Annotated in this window: 26 protein-coding genes; 24 read left to right on the top strand and 2 right to left on the bottom strand. The window is 44.6% G+C overall.

All coding sequences use genetic code 11. The features are described from left to right. The first annotated feature begins 12 nt into the window (after positions 1-12). Entirely contained in the window at positions 13-1,602 is a 1,590-nt protein-coding gene (locus MKX71_RS15070) for an amidohydrolase (protein WP_339231278.1), read from the top strand. 31 nt (positions 1,603-1,633) lie between these two features. Here the strand turns inward: MKX71_RS15070 and MKX71_RS15065 are convergent, their stop codons facing one another. Continuing rightward, positions 1,634-2,437 carry an NAD kinase gene (locus tag MKX71_RS15065; protein WP_014477655.1) on the bottom strand — a complete coding sequence of 268 codons (804 nt, stop codon included), beginning with the start codon at positions 2,435-2,437 and terminating at the stop codon, positions 1,634-1,636. Positions 2,438-2,622: 185 nt separating this feature from the next. Here MKX71_RS15065 and sppA point away from each other — a divergent pair, with 185 nt between their 5' ends. The 14 genes from sppA (at position 2,623) to MKX71_RS14995 (ending at position 13,754) form a co-directional block, all read left to right on the top strand. Beyond that, positions 2,623-3,630 carry a signal peptide peptidase SppA gene (sppA, locus tag MKX71_RS15060; RefSeq protein WP_015714516.1) on the top strand — a complete coding sequence of 336 codons (1,008 nt, stop codon included), beginning with the start codon at positions 2,623-2,625 and terminating at the stop codon, positions 3,628-3,630. Positions 3,631-3,642: 12 nt separating this feature from the next. Continuing rightward, the gene (locus MKX71_RS15055) at positions 3,643-4,137 is read left to right on the top strand and encodes an RDD family protein (protein ID WP_014477652.1); all 495 of its coding nucleotides are present in this window, start codon (positions 3,643-3,645) and stop codon (positions 4,135-4,137) included. Positions 4,138-4,211: 74 nt separating this feature from the next. After that, a complete protein-coding gene (locus MKX71_RS15050) occupies positions 4,212-4,892 on the top strand; it encodes a DUF2953 domain-containing protein (protein WP_339231277.1) in 681 nt (226 codons plus the stop codon). A gap of 13 nt (positions 4,893-4,905) precedes the next feature. Then, positions 4,906-5,361: a GerW family sporulation protein gene (ytfJ, locus tag MKX71_RS15045; protein ID WP_003223504.1), complete on the top strand. Its 456-nt coding sequence runs from the start codon at positions 4,906-4,908 to the stop codon at positions 5,359-5,361. Positions 5,362-5,470: 109 nt separating this feature from the next. Continuing rightward, complete coding sequence (tpx, locus tag MKX71_RS15040) at positions 5,471-5,974, top strand: thiol peroxidase (RefSeq protein WP_003223506.1); 504 nt, start codon at positions 5,471-5,473, stop codon at positions 5,972-5,974. 60 nt (positions 5,975-6,034) lie between these two features. After that, positions 6,035-7,024, top strand: coding sequence for an N-6 DNA methylase (locus MKX71_RS15035; RefSeq protein ID WP_003229346.1), 990 nt, complete (start codon positions 6,035-6,037; stop codon positions 7,022-7,024). After that, the gene (locus MKX71_RS15030; protein WP_123372909.1) at positions 6,996-7,199 is read left to right on the top strand and encodes a hypothetical protein; all 204 of its coding nucleotides are present in this window, start codon (positions 6,996-6,998) and stop codon (positions 7,197-7,199) included. Before MKX71_RS15035 ends, MKX71_RS15030 begins: the two co-directional genes overlap by 29 nt. A gap of 171 nt (positions 7,200-7,370) precedes the next feature. After that, a complete protein-coding gene (locus MKX71_RS15025) occupies positions 7,371-8,558 on the top strand; it encodes an acetate kinase (protein ID WP_167408359.1) in 1,188 nt (395 codons plus the stop codon). Positions 8,559-8,642: 84 nt separating this feature from the next. Beyond that, positions 8,643-9,155 carry a molybdenum cofactor biosynthesis protein B gene (locus tag MKX71_RS15020; RefSeq protein WP_120028476.1) on the top strand — a complete coding sequence of 171 codons (513 nt, stop codon included), beginning with the start codon at positions 8,643-8,645 and terminating at the stop codon, positions 9,153-9,155. 169 nt (positions 9,156-9,324) lie between these two features. Continuing rightward, positions 9,325-10,536 (top strand): argininosuccinate synthase, encoded by a 1,212-nt coding sequence (locus MKX71_RS15015; RefSeq protein ID WP_015251460.1) that lies wholly within the window; start codon positions 9,325-9,327, stop codon positions 10,534-10,536. Then, on the top strand, positions 10,533-11,918 hold the full coding sequence (gene argH, locus MKX71_RS15010) for an argininosuccinate lyase (protein ID WP_257435804.1): 1,386 nt from the start codon (positions 10,533-10,535) through the stop codon (positions 11,916-11,918). Before MKX71_RS15015 ends, argH begins: the two co-directional genes overlap by 4 nt. 61 nt (positions 11,919-11,979) lie before the next feature. Continuing rightward, positions 11,980-12,114 (top strand): hypothetical protein, encoded by a 135-nt coding sequence (locus MKX71_RS15005; RefSeq protein ID WP_004399018.1) that lies wholly within the window; start codon positions 11,980-11,982, stop codon positions 12,112-12,114. 126 nt (positions 12,115-12,240) lie between these two features. Continuing rightward, positions 12,241-13,008, top strand: a complete 768-nt coding sequence (locus tag MKX71_RS15000; RefSeq protein WP_004398521.1) for an SDR family oxidoreductase — start codon at positions 12,241-12,243, stop codon at positions 13,006-13,008. A gap of 62 nt (positions 13,009-13,070) precedes the next feature. After that, positions 13,071-13,754: a metal-dependent hydrolase gene (locus MKX71_RS14995; RefSeq protein ID WP_003245964.1), complete on the top strand. Its 684-nt coding sequence runs from the start codon at positions 13,071-13,073 to the stop codon at positions 13,752-13,754. 50 nt (positions 13,755-13,804) lie between these two features. Here MKX71_RS14995 and ytlI read toward each other — a convergent pair whose 3' ends face one another. After that, complete coding sequence (gene ytlI, locus MKX71_RS14990) at positions 13,805-14,731, bottom strand: LysR family transcriptional regulator YtlI (RefSeq protein ID WP_151262371.1); 927 nt, start codon at positions 14,729-14,731, stop codon at positions 13,805-13,807. 152 nt (positions 14,732-14,883) lie between these two features. Between ytlI and snaA the strand changes: the two genes are divergently transcribed. Genes snaA through MKX71_RS14945 form a run of 9 tightly spaced genes read left to right on the top strand, consistent with a single transcriptional unit; the run spans position 14,884 to position 21,945 of the window. Further along, entirely contained in the window at positions 14,884-15,420 is a 537-nt protein-coding gene (snaA, locus tag MKX71_RS14985; protein ID WP_015251464.1) for an N-acetyltransferase SnaA, read from the top strand. A gap of 13 nt (positions 15,421-15,433) precedes the next feature. Then, positions 15,434-16,243, top strand: a complete 810-nt coding sequence (gene tcyJ, locus MKX71_RS14980) for a sulfur-containing amino acid ABC transporter substrate-binding protein TcyJ (protein WP_339231274.1) — start codon at positions 15,434-15,436, stop codon at positions 16,241-16,243. A 13-nt stretch (positions 16,244-16,256) separates the two neighbouring features. Continuing rightward, positions 16,257-17,069, top strand: coding sequence for a sulfur-containing amino acid ABC transporter substrate-binding protein TcyK (gene tcyK / locus MKX71_RS14975; protein ID WP_029726404.1), 813 nt, complete (start codon positions 16,257-16,259; stop codon positions 17,067-17,069). A gap of 21 nt (positions 17,070-17,090) precedes the next feature. Next, positions 17,091-17,810: a sulfur-containing amino acid ABC transporter permease TcyL gene (gene tcyL / locus MKX71_RS14970; protein ID WP_004399112.1), complete on the top strand. Its 720-nt coding sequence runs from the start codon at positions 17,091-17,093 to the stop codon at positions 17,808-17,810. A 29-nt stretch (positions 17,811-17,839) separates the two neighbouring features. Continuing rightward, the gene (tcyM, locus tag MKX71_RS14965; RefSeq protein WP_019712895.1) at positions 17,840-18,547 is read left to right on the top strand and encodes a sulfur-containing amino acid ABC transporter permease TcyM; all 708 of its coding nucleotides are present in this window, start codon (positions 17,840-17,842) and stop codon (positions 18,545-18,547) included. Beyond that, positions 18,544-19,323, top strand: coding sequence for a sulfur-containing amino-acid ABC transporter ATP-binding protein TcyN (gene tcyN / locus MKX71_RS14960; RefSeq protein ID WP_004398701.1), 780 nt, complete (start codon positions 18,544-18,546; stop codon positions 19,321-19,323). The genes tcyM and tcyN overlap by 4 nt, the downstream gene beginning before the upstream one ends. Then, entirely contained in the window at positions 19,320-20,324 is a 1,005-nt protein-coding gene (locus MKX71_RS14955) for an LLM class flavin-dependent oxidoreductase (protein ID WP_339231273.1), read from the top strand. The genes tcyN and MKX71_RS14955 overlap by 4 nt, the downstream gene beginning before the upstream one ends. 14 nt (positions 20,325-20,338) lie before the next feature. After that, a complete protein-coding gene (locus MKX71_RS14950; RefSeq protein WP_076458255.1) occupies positions 20,339-20,620 on the top strand; it encodes a glutaredoxin family protein in 282 nt (93 codons plus the stop codon). After that, a complete protein-coding gene (locus MKX71_RS14945) occupies positions 20,617-21,945 on the top strand; it encodes an LLM class flavin-dependent oxidoreductase (RefSeq protein WP_004398733.1) in 1,329 nt (442 codons plus the stop codon). Before MKX71_RS14950 ends, MKX71_RS14945 begins: the two co-directional genes overlap by 4 nt. Positions 21,946-21,964: the final 19 nt, after the last annotated feature.

The raw sequence follows: 21,964 nt of genomic DNA, 5'->3' as shown, positions 1-21,964 counted from the left end.
GAGTGAACGTGAATGAAGGCGATATGGCACGGCGGTTTCATTTATACGATGCTCAAAGAAGGCGATCGGACTGAGGCAGTTTATGTTGAGGATGGTGTCATAAAAGGCACCGGCAGCTATGAACGTTTGAAGGAAAAGTACGGGTCGCCGGAAACAGAAGAAATCAGCCTGAACGGAGCAGTGATGTTCCCCGGTTTTGTTGACAGCCATCTACATTTGATCGGCCACGGTGAGAAACAGCTTCAGCTCGATCTGTCCGCACTGACGTCGAAAGATTCAATTTTACAGGCTGCGAAGGAAAGAGAGCGGCAGCTTCCTAAAAACGATTGGCTCATTGGAGAGGGCTGGAATGAAAATCAGTTTGAGACACCTGACTACTTGACTAAGCATGATCTTGATCGCCTGTTTCCTGACAGGCCCGTCTTGCTCAAGCGTATATGCCGGCATGCAATAGCTGTCAATTCTGCGGCTCTTCAAGCAGCTGGAATTTCAAGAAATACTCCTGATCCTGACGGCGGAGTCATCGTAAAAGATGCAAATGGCGAGCCGACCGGACTCCTGTTTGATAAGGCGCAGGATTTAATTCTGAAGGCTGTCCCGCCAGTCTCTCAGCACTATGTTGATGAGGCATTAACGGCTGCAATAAAGGATTGCTGGACAAAAGGCCTGACGGGCGGTCATTCGGAAGACTTGTCCTATTATGGTGATGTTTCGGTGCCGTTGAAAGCTTATGAGAAAGCTGTTGCTGGCGGAAAGTATCCGTTCCGCTGCCATTTGCTCGTTCATCATGAAGCTGTCGATCGATGGGAGCAGCTGGAGAAGCTGTCCGGCCCGTATGTGGAGTTCGGTGCTATGAAAATCTTTGCGGACGGGGCGCTTGGCGGGAGAACGGCTTTATTGAAAGAACCATATCAGGATGATCCATCAACAAATGGTGTTCAGGTTCACGATGACGAAACCCTTGGCCGGCTCATTCGCAAAGCGAGAGAAAAAGGGATGGAGGTTGCTGTTCATGCAATCGGCGATCTTGCTTTTGAAAAAGTGCTGAACGCAATAGAAAAGCATCCGCCCAAAAACGGCCGGCATGATCGGCTTATTCATGCTCAAGTGCTTGATAACGAATTAATCGAGAGAGCAGCACGCATGCCGATCGCACTTGACCTTCAGCCGCACTTCGTTGCAAGCGACTTTCCGTGGGTCATTGACCGTCTCGGAAAAGACCGGATGAAGACTGCATTTGCCTGGAAAACCCTCATATCTAAAGGCATTTTATGCGCGGGCGGTTCAGACGCCCCGATTGAGTCTGTTGACCCGCTTCTAGGGATCCAGTCCGCGGTCCTCAGGAAAAGCAGTCATGAGCAAAACGGGCCAAGCTATAATGAAAGTGAATGCTTACCTGTATATGAAGCGATAAAGCTTTATACAGAAGGTAGCGCCGGTATCATTTATAAAGAGAAGTCACGCGGAAAAATTGCGGAAGGCTATGATGCGGATTTTACAGTTCTCAGTGGTGATCCGTTTGCCATTGACCCCGCACAGCTTCATCTTTTAGATATTAAAAAAACCGTGATTAACGGCCAGATTGTATATGAGAAATCATAAAAGGACAGGCAGCAGCCTGTCCTTTTATTTTCTATAAAAAAGTACGCTTCACTTTTTCCCAAAATGAATTGTCCTTTAGTTTGACTGTTTTGATTTTCTTATTAGACAGTTTGATTTCGATCGTTTTCACATTTCTCGTGCTGAGTGCTTCATTGTCCAAGCCGATGATTGGGTGTTCGTTGCCGTCCTGCACCACACGAAGGGTCAGCTTTCGGTCAGAGCTGAGGACAAATGGCGAGCCGAGTGTCCGGTAGGTATTATTGTTAAGGGATGCAAGCTCTGATACCTGCATGCATGGAAGCAGCGGATCAACAACCGCTCCTGCAACAGACTTGTTATAGGCGGTGCTCCCTGTAGGCGTTGAGATAATCATTCCGTCACCTCTAAACGTTTCAAAGTGCAGATCGTCAATCAGCACGTCCATCACAAAGGTTTTAATGATGCTTGAGCGGATGGATACCTCGTTTAAGCAGTGAAAAGGACTGGCATGATCCACTGTCACTTCAATCAGCGGGTATTTTCTCACTTCAATTTGTTCAAACGTCATTGCATCGACCATTTTTTCTCGCTCATCACTATGAAAGTCGCAATATAAATGAGCTTTCCCCTTTTTGGTAATGCCGACGTACAAGCAGTCATCACGAAAATTCGTCTTTCTGACTGCCTGCAAAAATGTGCCGTCCCCGCCAATGCTAGCGATAATATTAGCGTCTGAGTGCTGGTTCACAACGGTAAATCCATGCTCTTCCGCCAATTGTGTTAACGAGCGGGCTTGTTCGTTCGTTTCCTGATCCTGTTTGTGAAAAAAATAAACATTACGGCGTTGATCGGTCATATCCCATTTCCCCTTTGCTGTCATATTTAAGTTTTTCTGCCATCCAGTATTTGTGATAAAATACCTTTGGCCATAAGTGTACCACGTTTGCCGGCAGCCCGTTAAGCCGGAGCTTTCTCATGAAGTGAAACATTTTTCATATTGAATCGTATAATGAGAGAGTTTAGGAAAAAGGAGGAGAAAAAATGAATGCAAAAAGATGGATTGCATTAGTGATTGCTCTGGGGATTTTCGGCGTGTCTATTATCGTCAGCATCTCTATGAGTTTCTTTGAAAGCGTCAAAGGCGCTCAAACGGATCTCACATCACTGACGGATGAATCGCAGGAAAAGACGCTGGAAAACGGCAGTCTCTCAAGTAAAATTGCCGTATTAGAGGTCAGCGGCACCATTCAGGATAATGGGGACTCAAGCAGTCTGCTTGGTGCAGACGGATATAACCACAGAACGTTCTTAAAAAACCTTGAGCGCGCAAAAGATGACAAGACGGTCAAAGGTATCGTTCTGAAGGTGAATTCTCCGGGTGGCGGAGTGTATGAAAGTGCTGAAATACATAAGAAACTGGAAGAAATTAAAAAAGAAACGAAAAAACCGATTTACGTATCAATGGGTTCGATGGCAGCATCAGGAGGCTATTACATCTCAACAGCGGCTGATAAGATTTTTGCGACACCGGAAACCCTGACCGGGTCACTCGGCGTCATTATGGAAAGCGTCAATTATTCAAAGCTTGCCGATAAGCTTGGCATTTCTTTTGAAACGATTAAGAGCGGGGCCCATAAGGACATTATGTCTCCGTCCCGTGAAATGACGAAAGAAGAAAAAAACATCATGCAATCGATGGTTGATAATTCGTATGAAGGCTTTGTTGATGTCATTTCAAAAGGGCGCGGCATGTCGAAAGCAGAGGTAAAGAAAATTGCGGACGGCCGCGTGTATGACGGACGGCAGGCGAAAAAACTGAACCTCGTTGATGAGCTTGGTTTTTATGACGATACCATTACGGCCATGAAAAAGGATCACAAGGATTTGAAAAACGCCTCTGTCATTTCTTATGAGGAAAGCTTCGGATTAGGCTCACTGTTTTCCATGGGCGCGAACAAAATGTTTAAAAGTGAAATTGATTTTTTGAATATGAGAGAAATTCTATCGCAATCCGGTTCGCCGAGAATGATGTATCTCTATGCGAAGTAGGAGGGAACAATAATGGACGCGACATATGAAGAGTTAGAGCGCAATGACATCAAAGGCCCGCAAGAAGCGGAGCAGCTGACACATGCCTATGCTGGCTTTTGGGTTCGTTTCTGGGCTTTCCTGCTTGATTGGCTCGTGATATGGGGATTAAACCATTTGCTCGTTTCACCCCTCTTTACCGTATTGGATCTGCCGAAAACATCCGGCATGTTTACCTTCTCGGCCTATAGTGTCACAACGCTTATTGTGTATCTTGCCTATTTCGCACTAATGACAAAATACTTCAGGCAGACGCTTGGTAAAATGGTGTTCGGCCTCAAAGTGGTTTCTGTGAAGCAAGATAGCAAGCTGACATGGAGTACAGTGATTTTTCGTGAAGTGGTTGGACGGTATATTGATAAGATTTGGATTTTATATATCGTTGTTGCCTTTTCACCTACAAAACAAGGGATTCATGATTACATCGCGGATACCACCGTGGTGCATGAAAAATTATACCGCAAATAACCGATAACCCGGACTTCCGTCCGGGTTTATTTTTTTAGGAATTGGCGATAATGCTCCTAGAGGAAGTGAAGAATATGGTGTATGTACTGACAGCCATTCTTATTCTCATAGGGATCTTACTGCTTCTCAGAATGAAAATCCATGTTGCGCTGGAGTATCTTCATGCCGATGATAATGACAAATTGACCTTGAAGATTACGGCGCTGTTTGGCCTTATAAGGATCAAAAAAACAATCCCGGCGATTAAGGTGAACAAAGAAGACGGAACAGTGGATATCAAACAAAAAACTGAATCCAAAATGAAAAAAAGCAGCGGAAAGAAAAAAATTACACAAAACGATGTGCAGCAAAGCATTAATAAAATCGAAATGCTTTTGCATCAGGTCACCAGACTACGGAAAATCAGCGCGTCTTTTCTCGCGCATTTACATATCACAAAACTAGAATGGGTTACAGTAATCGGAATTCAGGACGCGGCAGTGACAGGTGTGTTAACAGGTGCTGTATGGGGCGTGAAGGGCGGTATCGCAGCAATGCTCTACGACCACCTGGACTTTGTGAATAAACCTGTCTATGAGGTGATCCCGTCGTTTCAAGTCCCTGTTTCCAAGACCCATTTTCAGTGTATATTCTTTTTTCGCTTTGGACATGCTATGCTTGCAGCTTTCAAATTCGTCAAATACGGACGGGAGCTATCCGTATTAAAGAAGAATCCGTCGGCTAGAATGACTTCAAAGAATGATTCATCAGTTTAAGGAGGAAGCGTATATGGCAGACCATCCCATCCAAGGATTAATGAAAACCGCAATGGAAAACTTGAAGGAAATGATTGATGTTAACACCATCATCGGAGATCCAGTAGAAACGCCTGATGGAAGTGTGATTTTAACTGTTTCTAAAGTTGGATTCGGATTCGCCGCAGGCGGAAGCGAGTTTGGCGGAAAGCCGGCCGAAAAGAAATCGGAAGACGATGAGACAAGAGAACAGAAACTTCCTTTCGGAGGCGGAAGCGGGGGCGGTGTGTCCATTACGCCGATCGCGTTTTTAATTGTCGGATCGACAGGCATCAGAATGCTTCATTTAGATGAAAATACCCATTTAATAGAGAAAATTTTAGACGCAGCCCCTCAAACACTCGAACGCATCCAGCAAATGTTCAAGAAAAATAACAAGAACCAAGGCCAGGGCCAAAATCAAAACCAAATGAACAATATGAATTATTAAAAAAAGGTTAACTGCGCTGGCCGCAGTTAACTTTTTTTTGGCATAAACTTTGCAGTTTGCAGGAAACTTTACTATGATAGAGACATACATACAAAAGGGAGGAATTATAATGGCTGAAATTACATTCAAAGGCGGTCCGGTTACACTTGTCGGACAAGAAGTGAAGGTAGGAGATCAAGCTCCTGATTTCACAGTGCTGACTAACAGCCTTGAAGAAAAATCGTTAGCTGACATGAAAGGAAAGGTAACGATTATTTCTGTTATCCCTTCAATTGATACAGGTGTTTGTGATGCACAAACACGCCGTTTTAACGAAGAAGCTGCAAAGCTTGGAGATGTCAACGTCTACACAATCAGTGCAGACCTTCCATTCGCGCAAGCGCGCTGGTGCGGCGCTAACGGAATTGACAAAGTGGAAACACTGTCTGACCACAGAGATATGTCATTTGGCGAAGCGTTCGGTGTGTATATTAAAGAACTTCGTCTGCTTGCGCGTTCCGTATTTGTCCTTGATGAGAATGGAAAAGTCGTTTACGCTGAATATGTAAGCGAAGCAACAAACCACCCGAACTATGAAAAGCCAATTGAGGCTGCTAAGGCATTAGTGAAGTAAGCAGGGAAAAAAGCTCCAGGCTGCCGCCGGAGCTTTTTTCATGGCAAGGAGGAACACAATATGCAAAAAGACCATGTAGGTGCGGTGTATGAGCTGTTAAACGAAGCCGCGATTATGATAAAGAATGAATTGCAGATTTCATATATAGAGGCGCTGGCCGAAGCAGGAGAAATGTATTTTCTTGAAAAAACGGATCAGCTGAAACTGCCTGCTGATCAGAAAACCAAACAACTTCAGGCTCTGCTTGAAAAAGCGGAATTCGGCACGTATGAGCATGAGTGGGTACGCAAGGCTTTTCAGCTTGCCGTCCTTAAAGGAATGAAAGATATCTCCCATCCAAACAGACAAATGACGCCGGATACGATCGGGCTTTTCATCAGCTATTTGGTGAATAAATTTATGGCGGACAAAAAGGAACTGACCATTCTTGATCCAGCCCTGGGAACTGGGAACCTTCTGTTTACCGTGCTGAACCAGCTGTCTGAAAAAACGGCAAACAGCTTTGGCATTGAAATTGATGATGTGCTCTTGAAAATCGCCTATGCCCAAGCGAATCTTCTGAAAAAAGAGCTTGAGCTTTTCCACCAGGACAGCCTTGAGCCGTTGTTTATTGATCCAGTTGACACGGTCATTTGTGATCTGCCAGTCGGCTATTATCCGAATGACGAAGGAGCAGAAGCGTTTGAGCTCAAAGCTGACGAAGGCCATTCCTTCGCTCATCATCTGTTTATTGAACAGAGCGTCAAGCATACCAAACCGGGCGGCTACTTATTTTTTATGATTCCGAATCATTTGTTTGAGAGCTCCCAAAGCGGCAAGCTGAAACAGTTTTTCAAAGATAAGGTTCATATCAACGCACTGTTGCAGCTGCCAAAATCTATTTTTAAAGACGAAGCTCATGCCAAAAGCATCCTTGTGCTTCAGAAACAAGGAGAGAATACGAAAGCGCCGGGGCAAATTCTGCTTGCGAATCTTCCGTCTTTCTCCAATCAAAAGGCGATGCTTGATATGATGGCTCAATTTGATGAATGGTTTAAAAAAGAAAAGTAAGTGTTTTAAAAGCAGCTTAGGCAGCCGTATGAGGTCGATGCCTAAGCTGCTTTTATTTATGCTTTTGAAGACCGGACTTGACGAATTGAATCCAGCTTTGAAACACAAAATACAGAGGGAAAAACCGCAAATTGTAAGCGTTCATCAATACAAAACCTATAGGGAATGTGTCTGAAAATAACGACTTCTTATTGTAAGCGTTATCAATACGCAAGTTGACTTGAAAAGCCGACATGACAATGTTTAAATGGAAAAGTCAGATATTTTTCGGAGAAGATGTTGATATTCACCGGGAAAAAAGTACGAAAACGAAGTTGTTGATACAGAGTATAAAGGAGCGTCAATCATGTCCAAAATTATTGCAATTAACGCAGGAAGCTCGTCTTTGAAATTTCAGCTTTTCGAAATGCCTTCAGAAACCGTTTTAACGAAGGGTTTAGTTGAACGAATCGGTATCGCCGACAGCGTATTCACAATTTCTGTGAACGGCGAAAAAAATACAGAAGTAACTGATATTCCGGATCATGCGGTAGCTGTTAAAATGCTGCTGAATAAGTTAACGGAATTCGGCATTATTAAAGACTTGAATGAAATTGACGGAATTGGCCATCGTGTCGTTCACGGCGGAGAAAAATTCAGCGATTCTGTTTTATTAACGGATGAAACCATTAAGGAAATCGAAGATATTTCTGAATTGGCACCGCTTCACAATCCGGCAAATATCGTTGGAATTAAAGCGTTCAAAGAAGTGCTTCCAAATGTTCCTGCGGTAGCTGTATTTGATACGGCATTCCACCAAACAATGCCTGAGCAGTCTTACCTGTACAGCTTGCCGTATGAATACTATGAAAAATTCGGCATCCGTAAATACGGCTTCCACGGCACTTCACATAAATATGTAACTGAGCGTGCGGCAGAGCTTCTCGGCCGTCCGTTAAAAGACTTGCGCCTGATTTCCTGCCACCTTGGAAACGGAGCAAGTATTGCGGCTGTTGAAGGCGGAAAATCAATTGACACATCCATGGGCTTTACGCCGCTTGCCGGTGTAGCAATGGGTACACGTTCTGGAAACATCGACCCTGCCCTGATTCCATACATCATGGAGAAAACAGGCCAAACGGCTGACGAAGTATTGAATACATTAAACAAAAAAAGCGGACTGCTCGGCATTTCCGGTTTCTCAAGCGATCTTCGTGACATCGTTGAAGCAACGAAAGAAGGAAATGAGCGCGCGGAAACGGCTCTTGAAGTATTCGCAAGCAGAATCCACAAATACATCGGTTCTTATGCTGCAAGAATGAGCGGTGTAGATGCGATCGTCTTTACTGCCGGTATCGGTGAAAACAGTGTGGAAGTCAGAGAACGCGTTCTTCGCGGTTTAGAATTCATGGGCGTATACTGGGATCCTGCGCTTAATAACGTGCGCGGCGAGGAAGCTTTCATCAGCTATCCGCATTCTCCAGTAAAAGTCATGATCATTCCGACTGATGAAGAAGTCATGATTGCGCGCGACGTTGTTCGTTTAGCAAAATAAATCGCATGAAAGCACATTCTCTTGAATGTGCTTTTTTATTGATGCATGATAGTGACAGACAGAAAACATAAAAGAGGTGGGCCTATGAGCGTTCAAGAGCATAAACAAGAAGCTCCCGATATCGTTCGGTGCAAAGTGATTACTGTCAGTGACACGAGGACAGAGGAAACCGATAAAAGCGGCAAGCTGATGATCTCATTTTTAGAAGAAGCCGGTCATCACATTTCTGCATATGAAATTGTAAAAGACGAAAAGGATGCTTTGCAGCGGTCAGTGCTTGCAGGCTGCATGGATGAACAGACAGACGCGGTACTCTTAAACGGAGGGACAGGCATAGCAGATCGGGATGTCACTATTGAAGCCATAACGCCGTTGTTTTCGAAAGAGCTGCCCGGCTTTGGAGAAATATTCAGGATGCTGAGTTATACAGAGGATATCGGCTCTGCCGCAATCATGTCGAGAGCAACTGCCGGCGTCATTCAGCATACCGCTGTTTTCTCAACGCCAGGCTCAAGCGGCGCAGTAAAGCTGGCAATGAATAAGCTGATTATTCCCGAACTTGCACATGTGGTCAGAGAAATCAGAAAAGACAAGTAAATGAATAAATACTATGAAACTTCACCTGAAATTTAGGTGAAGTTTTTTTTATAAAAGGCTTGAAAAAACGAAACGTACTTGTTAAAGTGTATACATACAAAATGTATTTTTATTAAATATAATTTATTTTTATACAAAATAGAAACACGGTTGAGAGGGGATTTTTATCATGTCAGAACAGAAAAAAGTCGTATTAGCATACTCAGGGGGTCTTGATACTTCCGTCGCAATAAAATGGCTTCAGGAGCAAGGATATAATGTCATCGCCTGCTGCCTGGATGTCGGTGAGGGCAAAGATTTGGCATTTGTTCAGCAGAAAGCGCTTGAAGTCGGCGCGACAAACTCCTACGTGATCGATGCAAAAGAAGAATTTGCACAGGATTACGCGCTTATCTCTTTGCAGGCCCACACGATGTATGAAGGAAAATATCCGCTTGTTTCGGCATTATCTCGGCCGCTGATCGCGAAAAAACTGGTTGAAATTGCGGAAAAAGAAGATGCACAGGCGATTGCCCACGGATGCACAGGGAAAGGAAATGACCAGGTTCGTTTCGAAGTCTCCATTAAATCATTAAACCCTGACCTAGAAGTCATCGCGCCGGTTCGCGAATGGCAGTGGTCACGTGAAGAAGAAATTGAATATGCGGCTAGCCGCGGCATTCCGATTCCGATCAATCTTGACAGCCCGTATTCTATCGACCAAAACCTCTGGGGACGCGCCAATGAGTGCGGCATTTTAGAAGATCCATGGACGGCGCCGCCAGAAGGTGCATACGATTTAACAGCTCCGCTGGAAAAAACGCCGGACACGCCGGAAGTGATTGAAATTGCATTTGAACAGGGCGTGCCTGTCTCCATTGACGGTGTTTCCTACTCGCTTTCTGAGCTGATCTTGAAGCTGAATGAAATGGCGGGCGCGCACGGTGTCGGACGTATCGACCACGTGGAAAACCGCCTCGTCGGCATTAAATCCCGGGAAGTATACGAATGCCCTGGTGCGATGACACTGATCAAAGCGCATAAAGAATTAGAAGATTTGACACTGGTGAAAGAGGTAGCCCACTTTAAACCGATCATCGAGCAAAAAATGTCAGAGATCATTTACAACGGCTTATGGTTCTCGCCGTTAAAAGATGCGCTGCACGCTTTCTTAAAAGAAACGCAAAAGCATGTCACAGGCATTGTCCGCGTGAAGCTGTTTAAAGGCCATGCAATTGTAGAAGGACGTAAATCAGAATACTCTCTATATGATGAAAAACTTGCAACATATACAAAAGACGATGCATTTGATCACCATGCAGCAATTGGATTTATCGAGCTTTGGGGACTTCCGACAAAAGTGAACAGCATCGTAAAAAAGAAGGAGCAGATTAAAGCATGAAGAAGCTCTGGGGAGGCCGATTTCAAAAAACACCGGAAAAATGGGTCGACGAGTTCGGCGCGTCCATATCATTTGACCAAAATTTAGTTGCTGAAGACATTACAGGGTCTCTCGCGCATGCTGCCATGCTGAAAAAATGCGGTATTCTGACAGCAGAAGAAGAGTTGAAAATCCGAGAGGGCCTGAATACCCTTTTGCAAAAAGCAGAGGAGGGAGCATTGGAATTCTCAGTCGATTATGAGGATATTCATTTGAACATTGAGAAAATGCTCATTGACGAAATCGGTCCTCTTGGCGGCAAGCTGCATACCGGCAGAAGCCGGAATGACCAGGTGGCGACTGACATGCATTTATACTTGAAGAATCATGTCGGCCACATCATCGAGCTGATTGAGGCATTCCAAAGTGCGCTGATCGAAAAGGCGGAAGCGAACGTTGAAACGATTCTGCCGGGCTACACACATTTGCAGCGCGCCCAGCCGATTTCATTCGCTCACCATCTGCTTGCGTATTTCTGGATGCTTGAGCGCGACAAGGAGCGTTTTCAGGATTCGATGAAGCGGATTAACAAATCTCCGCTCGGCTGCGGGGCGCTCGCGGGAACAACCTTCCCAATTGACCGTGATTATTCAGCGGAACTGCTCGGCTTTGATTCCATTTATGAAAACAGCTTGGACGGCGTCAGCGACAGAGACTTCATTTTGGAGTTTTTAAGCAACAGCAGTATGCTGATGATGCACCTATCCCGTTTCTCTGAAGAAATCATTTTATGGTGCTCGCAGGAGTTTAAATTCATCGAGCTTGACGATACGTACGCAACAGGAAGCAGCATGATGCCGCAAAAGAAAAATCCTGATATGGCGGAGCTGATCCGCGGCAAAACAGGACGCGTATACGGCGATATGATGGGGCTGTTTACGATCATGAAAGGACTTCCGCTCGCTTACAACAAAGATCTGCAGGAAGACAAAGAGGGCATGTTTGACACGGTGAAAACGGTGGAGGGCAGCCTGCAAATCTTCACAGGCATGATCCAAACAATGACTGTAAACAAAGACGTCATGAAGCAAGCAACAAAACAAGACTTTTCAAATGCGACGGAACTGGCCGATTATTTAGCTAAAAAAGGAATGCCGTTCAGAGAAGCGCATGAAGTGGTCGGGAAACTTGTGTACACATGCATCGAAAGAGGGATCTATTTAAGCGATATGCCGTTTGGCGAGTTTCAGCAGGCGAGCACACTATTTGAAGAAGATATTTACACTGTGTTAGACCCTTACTACGCAGTTGAAAAAAGAATGAGCGCCGGCGGCACCGGATTCAAACAGGTAAAGCAGGCGCTTGAAAAAGCGAAAGCTTGCGTGGCAGCAGGAGTTTGTTAAAATTTCCTTCATAAAATCCCGTCATTATAGCCAACCTACCTCTATAATGATGGGAGGCAGAATGATGAAAAAAGAACCGGAACGCTATATTTATGATGAACAAGAAAGCCAGGAGACAACAAGGCTCATTTCAGAAGCGTATCAAAGCGGTTATGTCGATATGCCTGATCAGGAGTCTTCATCTCCTGCAGAATAAGCTGTCTGTACAGGCAGCTTTTTTTGTATGCCAAAGTGTAAAAAGTGATATTGCAAGCCTTTTATAGTAAAGTAGAAGAAGAAACACTTTATTGAAAGCGGCGACGTTGCTTTGGGAGGTATTCATGTGCGACATGCTTTAATTACTGCCGGTTCGAAGGGTTTAGGCCGCAAAGTGACTGAAACGTTGCTTGCAAAGGGGTATTCAGTAACAGTCAATTACAGACAGGATGAGGAGGCAGTCAGCCGCCTGAAGGAAGCCTGTCCCGATTGTCTTGACCGGCTGCAATTTGTAAAAGGTGATGTCACCAAAAAAGAAGATCTGCTGCGTATTGCAGAGGCTGCCTTAAACCGCTTCGGAAGGATCGACTTTTTGATTAACAACGCGGGACCATACATATTTGAACGTAAAAAGTTAGCCGATTATACTGATGATGAATGGTATGGCATGCTGGAAGGAAATTTAAGCGCCGTCTTTCATTTATTCAAAGCGGTTATTCCTATTATGAGAAAACAGCAATTTGGACGCATCATTACGTACGGATTCCAAGGTGCGGCTCACGCGCCCGGCTGGCTTCACCGATCTGCATTTGGCGCTGCGAAAGTGGGCTTGGCTTCTTTGACGAAGACAATTGCCATTGAAGAAGCCGAATTCGGCATAACCGCCAACATGGTTTGCCCGGGAGACATTGTCGGCGACATGAAAGAAGCATCGATAGAGGAAGCCAGAATGCGAATCGGCAAAGAAAAAACGCCGATAGGAAGATCCGGTACAGGCGAGGATATCGCCCGGATTATCGCTTTCTTGTGTGAGGAGAACTCAGACCTTGTGACAGGGACTGTCATTGAAGCCACCGGTGGCCTCAATGTCATTAACAAGAATCAAACAACATAAGTTTTTCAGCTTTTTAAAAAGGGAAAATAAAAAAATCAAAATCATGTGACGAGGTGAAAGAAATGAAAGTGACATATCACGGACATTCTGTAATCACAGTGGAAACGAAGGACCATCATATTATTTTTGATCCGTTTTTAACAGGGAATTCATTAACGGATATAAAGCCGGAGGATGTAAAAGCGGATGTCATCTTACTAACGCACGGCCACAATGACCATGTCGGTGATACTGAACAAATCGCCAAGCAAAATAACGCGCTGGTTATAGCCCCGAACGAGCTCGCTGTGTACTTAGGCTGGAAAGGCTTGAATGTTCATCCAATGCACATCGGCGGCTCCCGCCAGTTCGATTTTGGAAAAGTGAAGCTCACACAGGCCTTTCATGGATCAGCCATCACAGATGAAGAAAACAAAACGATCACTTACACAGGCATGCCTGCCGGTATTTTGCTGACTGTAGAAGATAAAACGATTTTCCACGCGGGCGATACGGCACTTTTCTCTGATATGAAACTCATTGGCGAATTGAATCATATCGACCTTGCTTTCCTTCCGATTGGCGATAACTTTACAATGGGGCCTGAAGACGCCAAGCTTGCTGCTGAATGGCTGCGCGCAAAACAGGTCGTGCCGGTGCATTACAATACATTCCCGGTCATCGAACAAGACCCAGAAGCATTCGCTGACAGCCTGCCGGGCGGAGTCGGCAAAGTCATGTCGGTCGGTGAGACGATCGAGCTTTAAACCGTGAAACCATCTCCTGATGAATCAGGAGGTGGTTTTTATTTTTTCAGTTATCCTGTAATGGTCTTATCAGAGGTTCCTTCCAATTCTTTGCTGCGCTGCTGAAAACGTTTGGTTATCCGGGCGATCAAGTCCTTCGTGGCGCGGTCAAAATGAACTTCTTTTTGATTTGTCAACAGCCCTATGGGCGGGGTGATATCCAGGTTCAGAATTGGAATGACTTTAGTGCCGTTGAACGGTTTAGAATGTGCGGTGCTGGTAAAGATTGAAATTCCGATGTTTTCACGTACGTAATATTCATGTGACATGCTGCTTGTGAGCTCCATTTTTTTGTAGCGATTCCCGAGTTCTCTATGTAAATGCTGTTCAATTTGTAAGCGAATGGGGCAATTGGCGGGCGTAAATATGAAGCGCTCTTCTGCTAAATCAGACAAATGGACAGCCTTCTTCTCAGCGAGCGGATGTTGATCAGATACAATCACATTTAATGTGTCATAAAAAAATGGATGGTAGTAATTTTCAAGAATCAGCTCCGGCTCGCCGCAGATTGCAAAATCAATCGTCCCGTCTAAGAGCTTTTGACTGCAGGTATTGGCGTCATCAACCTTGATATTAACCGTTATCTTTGGGTAATCCATTAAGAAATCCTTTAAAATCTCGGGGAATATCAGACTGGCGGTTGGCTCTGAAACCCCTATGTTGATAATGCCTGCCTCTTCTTCCTTTAAGTCGGAGAGGTTGTGTTTAAGCGCCTCGTATTGCATCAAAAGATCTCCTGTTCGTTCATAAAAAAGCTTCCCTGCTTTTGTCAACTGCAGGCTTTTTCCTCTTTCAAACAGCAGTACGCCTAAATCCTGCTCCAATTGCTTCATACGCATCGATATCGTCGGCTGGGAGTAGTTGAGTATTTCTGCAGCTTTATAGAAGCTTCCAAATTTTACAATCGTATGAAACGTTTTGATTGAGCGTAACTCCAATGTGCTCCCTCCTGTTTTTCATCATTAAAATTACTGAAGTGAAGGTTTACTTTTTTTGATTAGTCAAAGATCAGAGTATGCTTTATAGTATAAACAATAAAAGCTTAGTAAACAAATAGGAATTATATATTTTGTGAAGAGGAGTGACAAAAATGAGTGAGGATATTTTTCGACTGGCAACTGTTGAAGATGCATCGGAGCTGTTGAAACTGGTTAACAGCGCATTTCAGCCCATTCGGCAGCTGGATATTGATTGGCCATCCACGAGAGCTGATATCCAAATGGTATCAGAAAATATTGAACATCATTCAGCGATTGTGCTGGAGCGGGATGGGAAGCTGATTTCAACGATTACAATCAGGTTCCCGTGGGAGAGTGAGACGCCTCCTTCAAAATATCCGTTTGTGTGGTGGTTTGCGACACTGCCGGAATATAAAGGGCAAGGCGCCGGAAGTAAGCTGCTTACGTATGTTGAAGAAAAAGTGCTTCGAGATATGCTGAAGGCTCCTGCGCTGACACTCGGCACATCCGCGCGCAAGCATCCTTGGCTTGCTGACATGTACAGAAGGAGAGGGTATGAAGTGTATTTTGAGCAGGAAAAAGACGGGGACATAGGTGTGATGATGCACAAGGTTCTGATTCCGGAACGATTTAACCCAACGCTTTTAGGTGCGCCCAGCTGGGCATGATGTGAGGCAGCCTATGAATAAGCGTAAAGTATTGGTTTTGCTGCTGTCAGTGTTTGCATTACTTGGCGGGGGATGTTCGCAAACAAATAACAAAACAGATCGTCAGGCTCAAACAGTCATAATCGGCACTGGAAAAGATTTTCCGAATATTGCGTTTTTAAATGAAAAAGGCGATTTGACCGGGTATGACATTGAAGTGATGAAAGCCATCGATAAGGAGTTGCCTCAATATACATTTGAATTTAAAACGATGGATTTCTCAAATTTGCTGACGAGTCTCGGAAATAAAAAAATTGATGTGATTGCGCACAATATGGCCAAAAATAAAGAACGAGAAAAGCGTTTTTTGTATCATAAAGTCCCATATAACTACTCGCCGATGTACATCACGGTGAAAGAGGATAATCACAAGATTCATACATTAAAAGACTTACACGGAAAAACAGTCATAGTTGGCGCCACGTCAAATGCGGCAGATTATATTACAAAGTACAACAAAACGCACGGCAGCCCGATTCATTTGAAATATGCGGGACAGGGAAGCAATGACACCGCCAATCAAATTGAAACCGGGCGCGCAGATGCAACGATAGCTACACCGTTTGCCGTCGATTTTCAGAATAAAACGCACGCCTTCCGCCAAAAGACAGTCGGTGACGTGTTATTAGATACCGAGGTGTACTTTATGTTTAATAAAGGCAGCCAAACCTTGGCGGATGACACGGATCAAGCGATTAAAAAGCTGGAGAAAAACGGAACGCTAAAAAAACTAAGCCGAAAATGGCTCGGGGCAGATTATTCAAAATCAAGTTTTGAAAAATAAATGGGGCGATGAGATGAAAACGAAAGCAGCATTCATGGCAATATTATTTTCGCTTATAACAGTTCTGTCAGCTTGCGGTGCAGGCAGTCAAACGACGGGAGCCGGGCAAAAGAAGGTACAGACGATCACGGTCGGAACTGGAACCCAATTTCCGAATATTTGCTTTATCGATGAAAAAGGCGATTTAACCGGTTATGATGTCGAACTGATCAAAGAGCTTGATAAGCGCCTGCCACATTATAAATTCACATTTAAAACGATGGAATTTTCCAACCTGCTTGTCAGCCTCGGACAGCATAAAGTCGATATCGTGGCACATCAAATGGAGAAAAGCAAAGAGCGTGAGAAAAAATTTCTGTTTAACAAGGTTGCTTACAACCATTTTCCTTTAAAAATTACTGTGCTTCAAAATAACGATACGATCCGTGGAATTGAAGACTTAAAAGGAAAACGGGTGATTACGAGTGCAACCTCCAACGGAGCGCTTGTACTGAAAAAATGGAATGAGGATAATGGACGGCCGTTTGAGATTGCCTATGAGGGCCAAGGCGCAAATGAGACTGCGAATCAGCTGAAATCGGGGCGTGCGGACGCAACGATCTCAACGCCTTTTGCAGTAGACTTTCAAAACAAGACGAGCGCTATTAAAGAAAAAACCGTCGGTCATGTGCTTTCAAATGCCAAAGTGTATTTTATGTTTAACAAAAATGAACAAACGTTAAGTGACGATATTGATAAAGCCTTACAGGAAATCATTGATGACGGAACGCTGAAAAAACTCAGTTTAAAATGGCTTGGTGACGACTATTCCAAAGAGCAGTATTAGGTGAAAAGAGAGGGAGCAGTGATGGAAAAAGCGTTTGATATGAACATGATTGGAGATTTTGTGCCGACGTTAACCGCTTATTTACCGGTTACATTATACATTTTAACACTGTCCTTGCTTTTCGGTTTTGTATTAGGACTCTTTCTGGCACTGCCCCGCATCTACAATATTCCAATTGTAAATCAATTGGCAAAAGTGTATATCTCATTTTTCAGGGGAACGCCTATCATGGTGCAGCTTTTCATCGTGTTTTACGGAATCCCGGCGCTTACGGGGCTTATCGGGATTGATACATCAAAAATGGACCCGTTTTATGCTGCTGTCGCAACCTACGCGTTAAGCAATGCAGCCGCAGCCGCAGAAATCATTCGAGCGGGGGTGGGCAGTGTAGATAAAGGCCAAACGGAAGCGGCGTACAGTATTGGCTTAAGCGGTAGTCAGGCCTTCAGGCGAATCGTTCTGCCCCAGGCACTTGTCCAGGCGTTTCCGAATATGGGAAACATGGTGATCAGTTCCTTAAAAGATACATCTCTAGCTTTTTCAATAGGTGTTATGGATATGTCCGGAAGGGGCCAAACACTGATTACCTCAAGCAACCATTCTCTTGAAGTTTACATTGCGTTATCGATTGTTTATTATGCTGTAGCGGTTTTATTCGAATGGTTCTTTCGAGTGGCAGAAAAACGAATCAAGAAGAATCAAACAAGGATTGTCACTGTTTTTGACATGAACATACATTGATATATTTCTTCGGATGAGGGGGGAGAAGATTGCAATTTGACTTTCCATTTATCGTTTCCGCCATGAAAGAAATGGTAAAGACCATTCCTCTGACATTGATGATGGCTGTTTTGCCGATTGTGTTTGGATTTCTCGTGGCTCTTGGAAATATAATTGTTAGAATTTTTAGAATTAAGGGCTTGGTGGCTTGCTCAAGGTTTTATGTGTCTTTCTTTCGAAGTACACCTGCAATTCTTCACATTATGTTGATTTATTTAGGGATACCGCCTGTTGCAGATCAAGTCAGCAGTTTTTTTCATCTCGGCTGGTCCGCCAATGAGATACCGGTCTCCATGTTTGTCATCATGGCCTTGTCTTTAACTGCCGGAGCTTATCTCACAGAAATCATCCGGTCGGGCATTTTGGCGATGGATACCGGACAGGTCGAAGCGGCTTATTCAATCGGCTTGACATACAGCCAAACCTTTCGGCGTGTAATATTGCCGCAGGCGCTGATGGTTTCCATCCCAAACTTCACAAATTTGGGTATCGGCTTTTTGCATACCACCTCTATCGCGGCTATAGTGGCTGTCCCAGAGATTACAGGGACGGCGACTATCGTTGCTTCTGATAATTATGCATTTTTAGAAGCGTTTATCGGAGCAGCGATTATCTATTGGGTGCTGACTCTAATCCTAGAATCCGTAAATGGAGTATTAGAGAGAAAGGCAGCCAGATTTCAAGGAGGCACTTTATGATTGAGATTAAAAATATCCATAAACAGTTTGGCATCCACCATGTATTAAAAGGGATAAATCTCACGGTACGCAAGGGAGAAGTTGTGACGATTATCGGGCCGAGCGGATCAGGGAAAACCACCTTTTTACGGTGCCTGAATTTATTAGAACGTCCAGACGAAGGGATCATTTCTATACATGACAAAGTGATTAATTGCCGCTTTCCGTCCAAAAAAGAGGTTCACTGGCTCAGAAAACAGACGGCAATGGTATTTCAGCAATACCACCTGTTTGCTCACAAAACGGTGATTGAAAATGTCATGGAGGGCTTGACGATTGCCCGGAAAATGAGAAAACAAGACGCGTATGCCGTAGCGGAAAATGAACTGAGAAAGGTCGGGCTTCAAGATAAATTGAACGCTTATCCGAGTCAGTTATCGGGAGGACAAAAGCAGAGGGTAGGGATAGCAAGGGCGCTTGCCATTCATCCTGATGTGCTGCTGTTCGATGAGCCGACGGCAGCGCTTGACCCGGAGCTGGTCGGTGAAGTGCTTGAGGTAATGCTGGAAATCGTGAAAACCGGAGCCACCATGATTGTTGTTACACATGAAATGGAGTTTGCAAGAAGGGTCTCTGATCAAGTTGTTTTTATGGATGAAGGAGTCATTGTTGAACAAGGAACCCCGGAGGAAGTCTTCCGCCATACCAAAAAAGACAGAACGAGGCAGTTTCTCCGCCGTGTTTCGCCGGAATATTTATTTGAACCAAAAGAACACATAAAGGAGCCGGTGATATGATCCGCTTAAGTATTTTAGACCAAAGCTTGATTGGTGAAGGGGAGACAGCAGCTGATACATTACAGCATACAGTGAAATTGGCACAAATGGCTGAAGAATGTGGATATCACCGATTTTGGGTGGCCGAACATCACAACAATGATGAGATTGCAGGGTCTGCACCCGAGGTTCTTTTAGGCTATCTTGCTGCAAGCACAAGAAAAATTCGTTTAGCATCAGGCGGAGTGATGCTGCAGCATTACAGCTCTTATAAAGTAGCGGAGCAATTCCATCTTCTATCAGCGTTAGCTCCCGGCCGTATAGATCTTGGAGTGGGCAAAGCGCCCGGCGGGTTTCAGCTGTCCACAGACGCGCTGCAGGCCGAATATAAAAAACCGGTGCGTCAGTTTGATGAAAAACTGGAGGAGCTTACTCATTTCGTTCGGGATGATTTTCCTGATACCCACCGCTATGCCGCATTGCGTCCTAGGCCGCAGGTTGATCGGAAGCCGGGTATTTTTCTATTGGGAGGAAGCACAGAGAGTGCCATTTCTACTGCAAAACTGGGAATCTCTTTTGTCTTTGCTTACTTTATTAACGGTGAAGAGGAAGTGCTGAAGGAAGCCCGCCGAGCATTTGACGCGCATCTCCCGCCAGGATCTGAGGCTGAATTTCATCTTGCCCCCGCTGTTTTTGCGGCACATACAAAAGAAGAAGCGGAAAAACATATTGTGTCGCGTGAATCGATAAAAGTGGTTTTGAAAGACGGGCGTAAGGTCAACGTCGGTTCCCGCGAACAGGCTGAGGCCTATCTGGAAAACGTCACAGAGCCCTATGACATCATCGTGCAAAAAACCGGGATTATTGCCGGAACAAAGGAAGAAGTGGCAGAAGAATTAACACGTTTATCAGGCACATACAAAATCAATGATTTTGTTATTTTTACACCTATCAAAAATGCTGTAGAAAAACAGCTGTCTTATCAGCTGCTGAGCGATGCAGTTTTAGCTGCAAAACGTTAAGGAGGGACAGAAGAATGAGTGATGTTGTGAACATTGTGGTTTGGAGTAAAAAAGGCTGTTCGTATTGTGAGGAAGTCAAGAATTATTTGAATGAAAAAGGGTTCCCGTTCCAAAATATCGATGTTTCAGAGAAAGAGGAACTTCGGGATATTTTACAGGTGAAATATGGGGTGCGCCATGTGCCTGTGGTCGAAATCGGGCGCGGCAATCAGTATCAAGGGATAACTGAAATCGGCATTGAACACCTTGATCTTGCACTTGCTAATCATGCACAGATAAAGGAGGCAAAAAGATGACACGTGCAGATTTTATTCAGTTTGGAGCCATGATTCACGGTGTCGGGGGAACAACTGACGGCTGGCGTCATCCCGATGTTGATCCCTCGGCCAGCACGAATATTGAATTTTACATGAAAAAGGCGCAAACAGCTGAAAAAGGTTTGTTTAGTTTTATTTTCATTGCAGACGGCTTATTTATTTCTGAAAAATCGATTCCTCATTTTTTAAACCGTTTTGAACCGATCACCATTTTATCTGCGCTGGCATCGGTTACCAAAAATATTGGTTTAGTAGGGACGTTCTCTACATCTTTTACTGAGCCATTCACTATCTCCAGACAATTGATGTCGCTGGACCATATCAGCGGGGGCAGGGCCGGCTGGAATCTGGTTACTTCGCCGCAGGAAGGAGCGGCGCGCAACCATAGTAAGTCTAATTTGCCAGAACACACTGAACGTTACGAGATCGCACAAGAGCATTTGGATGTTGTGCGCGGGCTGTGGAATTCCTGGGAGCATGACGCATTTATACACAATAAGAAAACAGGGCAGTTTTTCGATCAGGCGAAGCTTCATCGCCTGAATCATAAAGGAAAGTATTTTCAAGTAGAGGGGCCCTTGAATATCGGGCGCTCTAAGCAGGGAGAGCCTGTAGTGTTTCAAGCGGGTTCATCAGAAACAGGCCGGCAGTTTGCTGCTAAAAATGCGGATGCGATTTTTACCCATTCCAATTCATTAGAAGAGACAAAAGCGTTTTATGCGGATGTGAAAAGCCGAGCTGCTGATGAAGGGCGTGATCCTTCAAGTGTGCGGATTTTTCCAGGGATCAGCCCGATTGTGGCAGATACGGAAGAAGAGGCGGAAAAGAAGTATCGTGAATTTGCAGAATTGATACCGATTGAAAATGCTGTTACTTATTTGGCCCGTTTTTTTGATGATTATGATCTGAGTGTTTACCCGTTGGATGAGCCATTTCCCGATATTGGCGATGTGGGAAAGAATGCGTTTCAAAGCACAACAGACCGGATTAAGAGAGAAGCAAAAGCCAGAAATCTGACATTGCGGGAGGTAGCACAGGAAATGGCTTTTCCACGGACTCTATTCATCGGAACACCAGAGCGTGTCGCATCCTTAATTGAAACTTGGTTCAACGCTGAGGCGGCGGATGGGTTTATCGTTGGGTCGGATATACCGGGAACACTTGATGCTTTTGTAGAAAAGGTGATTCCGATTCTTCAAGAAAGAGGGCTTTATCGTCAAGATTATCGCGGCGGGACATTGCGGGAAAATCTCGGTCTTGGCATTCCGCAGCATCAATCCGTTTTACATTCATCACATCATTAGGTTTCGTCTGATCGAATGC

Source organism: Bacillus sp. FSL M8-0071 (assembly GCF_037975455.1).
Classification (GTDB): domain Bacteria; phylum Bacillota; class Bacilli; order Bacillales; family Bacillaceae; genus Bacillus; species Bacillus subtilis.
This window is presented reverse-complemented; position numbering and strand designations above follow the sequence as displayed.

Excerpts from the sequence above, each read along its gene's own strand:
- MKX71_RS15070 (WP_339231278.1), top strand. The coding sequence starts at position 13 with ATGAAGGCGATATGGCACGGCGGTTTCATTTATACGATGCTCAAAGAA.
- MKX71_RS15065 (WP_014477655.1), bottom strand. The coding sequence starts at position 2,437 with ATGACCGATCAACGCCGTAATGTTTATTTTTTTCACAAACAGGATCAG.
- sppA (WP_015714516.1), top strand. The coding sequence starts at position 2,623 with ATGAATGCAAAAAGATGGATTGCATTAGTGATTGCTCTGGGGATTTTC.
- MKX71_RS15055 (WP_014477652.1), top strand. The coding sequence starts at position 3,643 with ATGGACGCGACATATGAAGAGTTAGAGCGCAATGACATCAAAGGCCCG.
- MKX71_RS15050 (WP_339231277.1), top strand. The coding sequence starts at position 4,212 with ATGGTGTATGTACTGACAGCCATTCTTATTCTCATAGGGATCTTACTG.
- ytfJ (WP_003223504.1), top strand. The coding sequence starts at position 4,906 with ATGGCAGACCATCCCATCCAAGGATTAATGAAAACCGCAATGGAAAAC.
- tpx (WP_003223506.1), top strand. The coding sequence starts at position 5,471 with ATGGCTGAAATTACATTCAAAGGCGGTCCGGTTACACTTGTCGGACAA.
- MKX71_RS15035 (WP_003229346.1), top strand. The coding sequence starts at position 6,035 with ATGCAAAAAGACCATGTAGGTGCGGTGTATGAGCTGTTAAACGAAGCC.
- MKX71_RS15025 (WP_167408359.1), top strand. The coding sequence starts at position 7,371 with ATGTCCAAAATTATTGCAATTAACGCAGGAAGCTCGTCTTTGAAATTT.
- MKX71_RS15020 (WP_120028476.1), top strand. The coding sequence starts at position 8,643 with ATGAGCGTTCAAGAGCATAAACAAGAAGCTCCCGATATCGTTCGGTGC.
- MKX71_RS15015 (WP_015251460.1), top strand. The coding sequence starts at position 9,325 with ATGTCAGAACAGAAAAAAGTCGTATTAGCATACTCAGGGGGTCTTGAT.
- argH (WP_257435804.1), top strand. The coding sequence starts at position 10,533 with ATGAAGAAGCTCTGGGGAGGCCGATTTCAAAAAACACCGGAAAAATGG.
- MKX71_RS15005 (WP_004399018.1), top strand. The coding sequence starts at position 11,980 with ATGATGAAAAAAGAACCGGAACGCTATATTTATGATGAACAAGAAAGC.
- MKX71_RS14995 (WP_003245964.1), top strand. The coding sequence starts at position 13,071 with ATGAAAGTGACATATCACGGACATTCTGTAATCACAGTGGAAACGAAG.
- snaA (WP_015251464.1), top strand. The coding sequence starts at position 14,884 with ATGAGTGAGGATATTTTTCGACTGGCAACTGTTGAAGATGCATCGGAG.
- tcyJ (WP_339231274.1), top strand. The coding sequence starts at position 15,434 with ATGAATAAGCGTAAAGTATTGGTTTTGCTGCTGTCAGTGTTTGCATTA.
- tcyK (WP_029726404.1), top strand. The coding sequence starts at position 16,257 with ATGAAAACGAAAGCAGCATTCATGGCAATATTATTTTCGCTTATAACA.
- tcyL (WP_004399112.1), top strand. The coding sequence starts at position 17,091 with ATGGAAAAAGCGTTTGATATGAACATGATTGGAGATTTTGTGCCGACG.
- tcyN (WP_004398701.1), top strand. The coding sequence starts at position 18,544 with ATGATTGAGATTAAAAATATCCATAAACAGTTTGGCATCCACCATGTA.
- MKX71_RS14955 (WP_339231273.1), top strand. The coding sequence starts at position 19,320 with ATGATCCGCTTAAGTATTTTAGACCAAAGCTTGATTGGTGAAGGGGAG.
- MKX71_RS14950 (WP_076458255.1), top strand. The coding sequence starts at position 20,339 with ATGAGTGATGTTGTGAACATTGTGGTTTGGAGTAAAAAAGGCTGTTCG.
- MKX71_RS14945 (WP_004398733.1), top strand. The coding sequence starts at position 20,617 with ATGACACGTGCAGATTTTATTCAGTTTGGAGCCATGATTCACGGTGTC.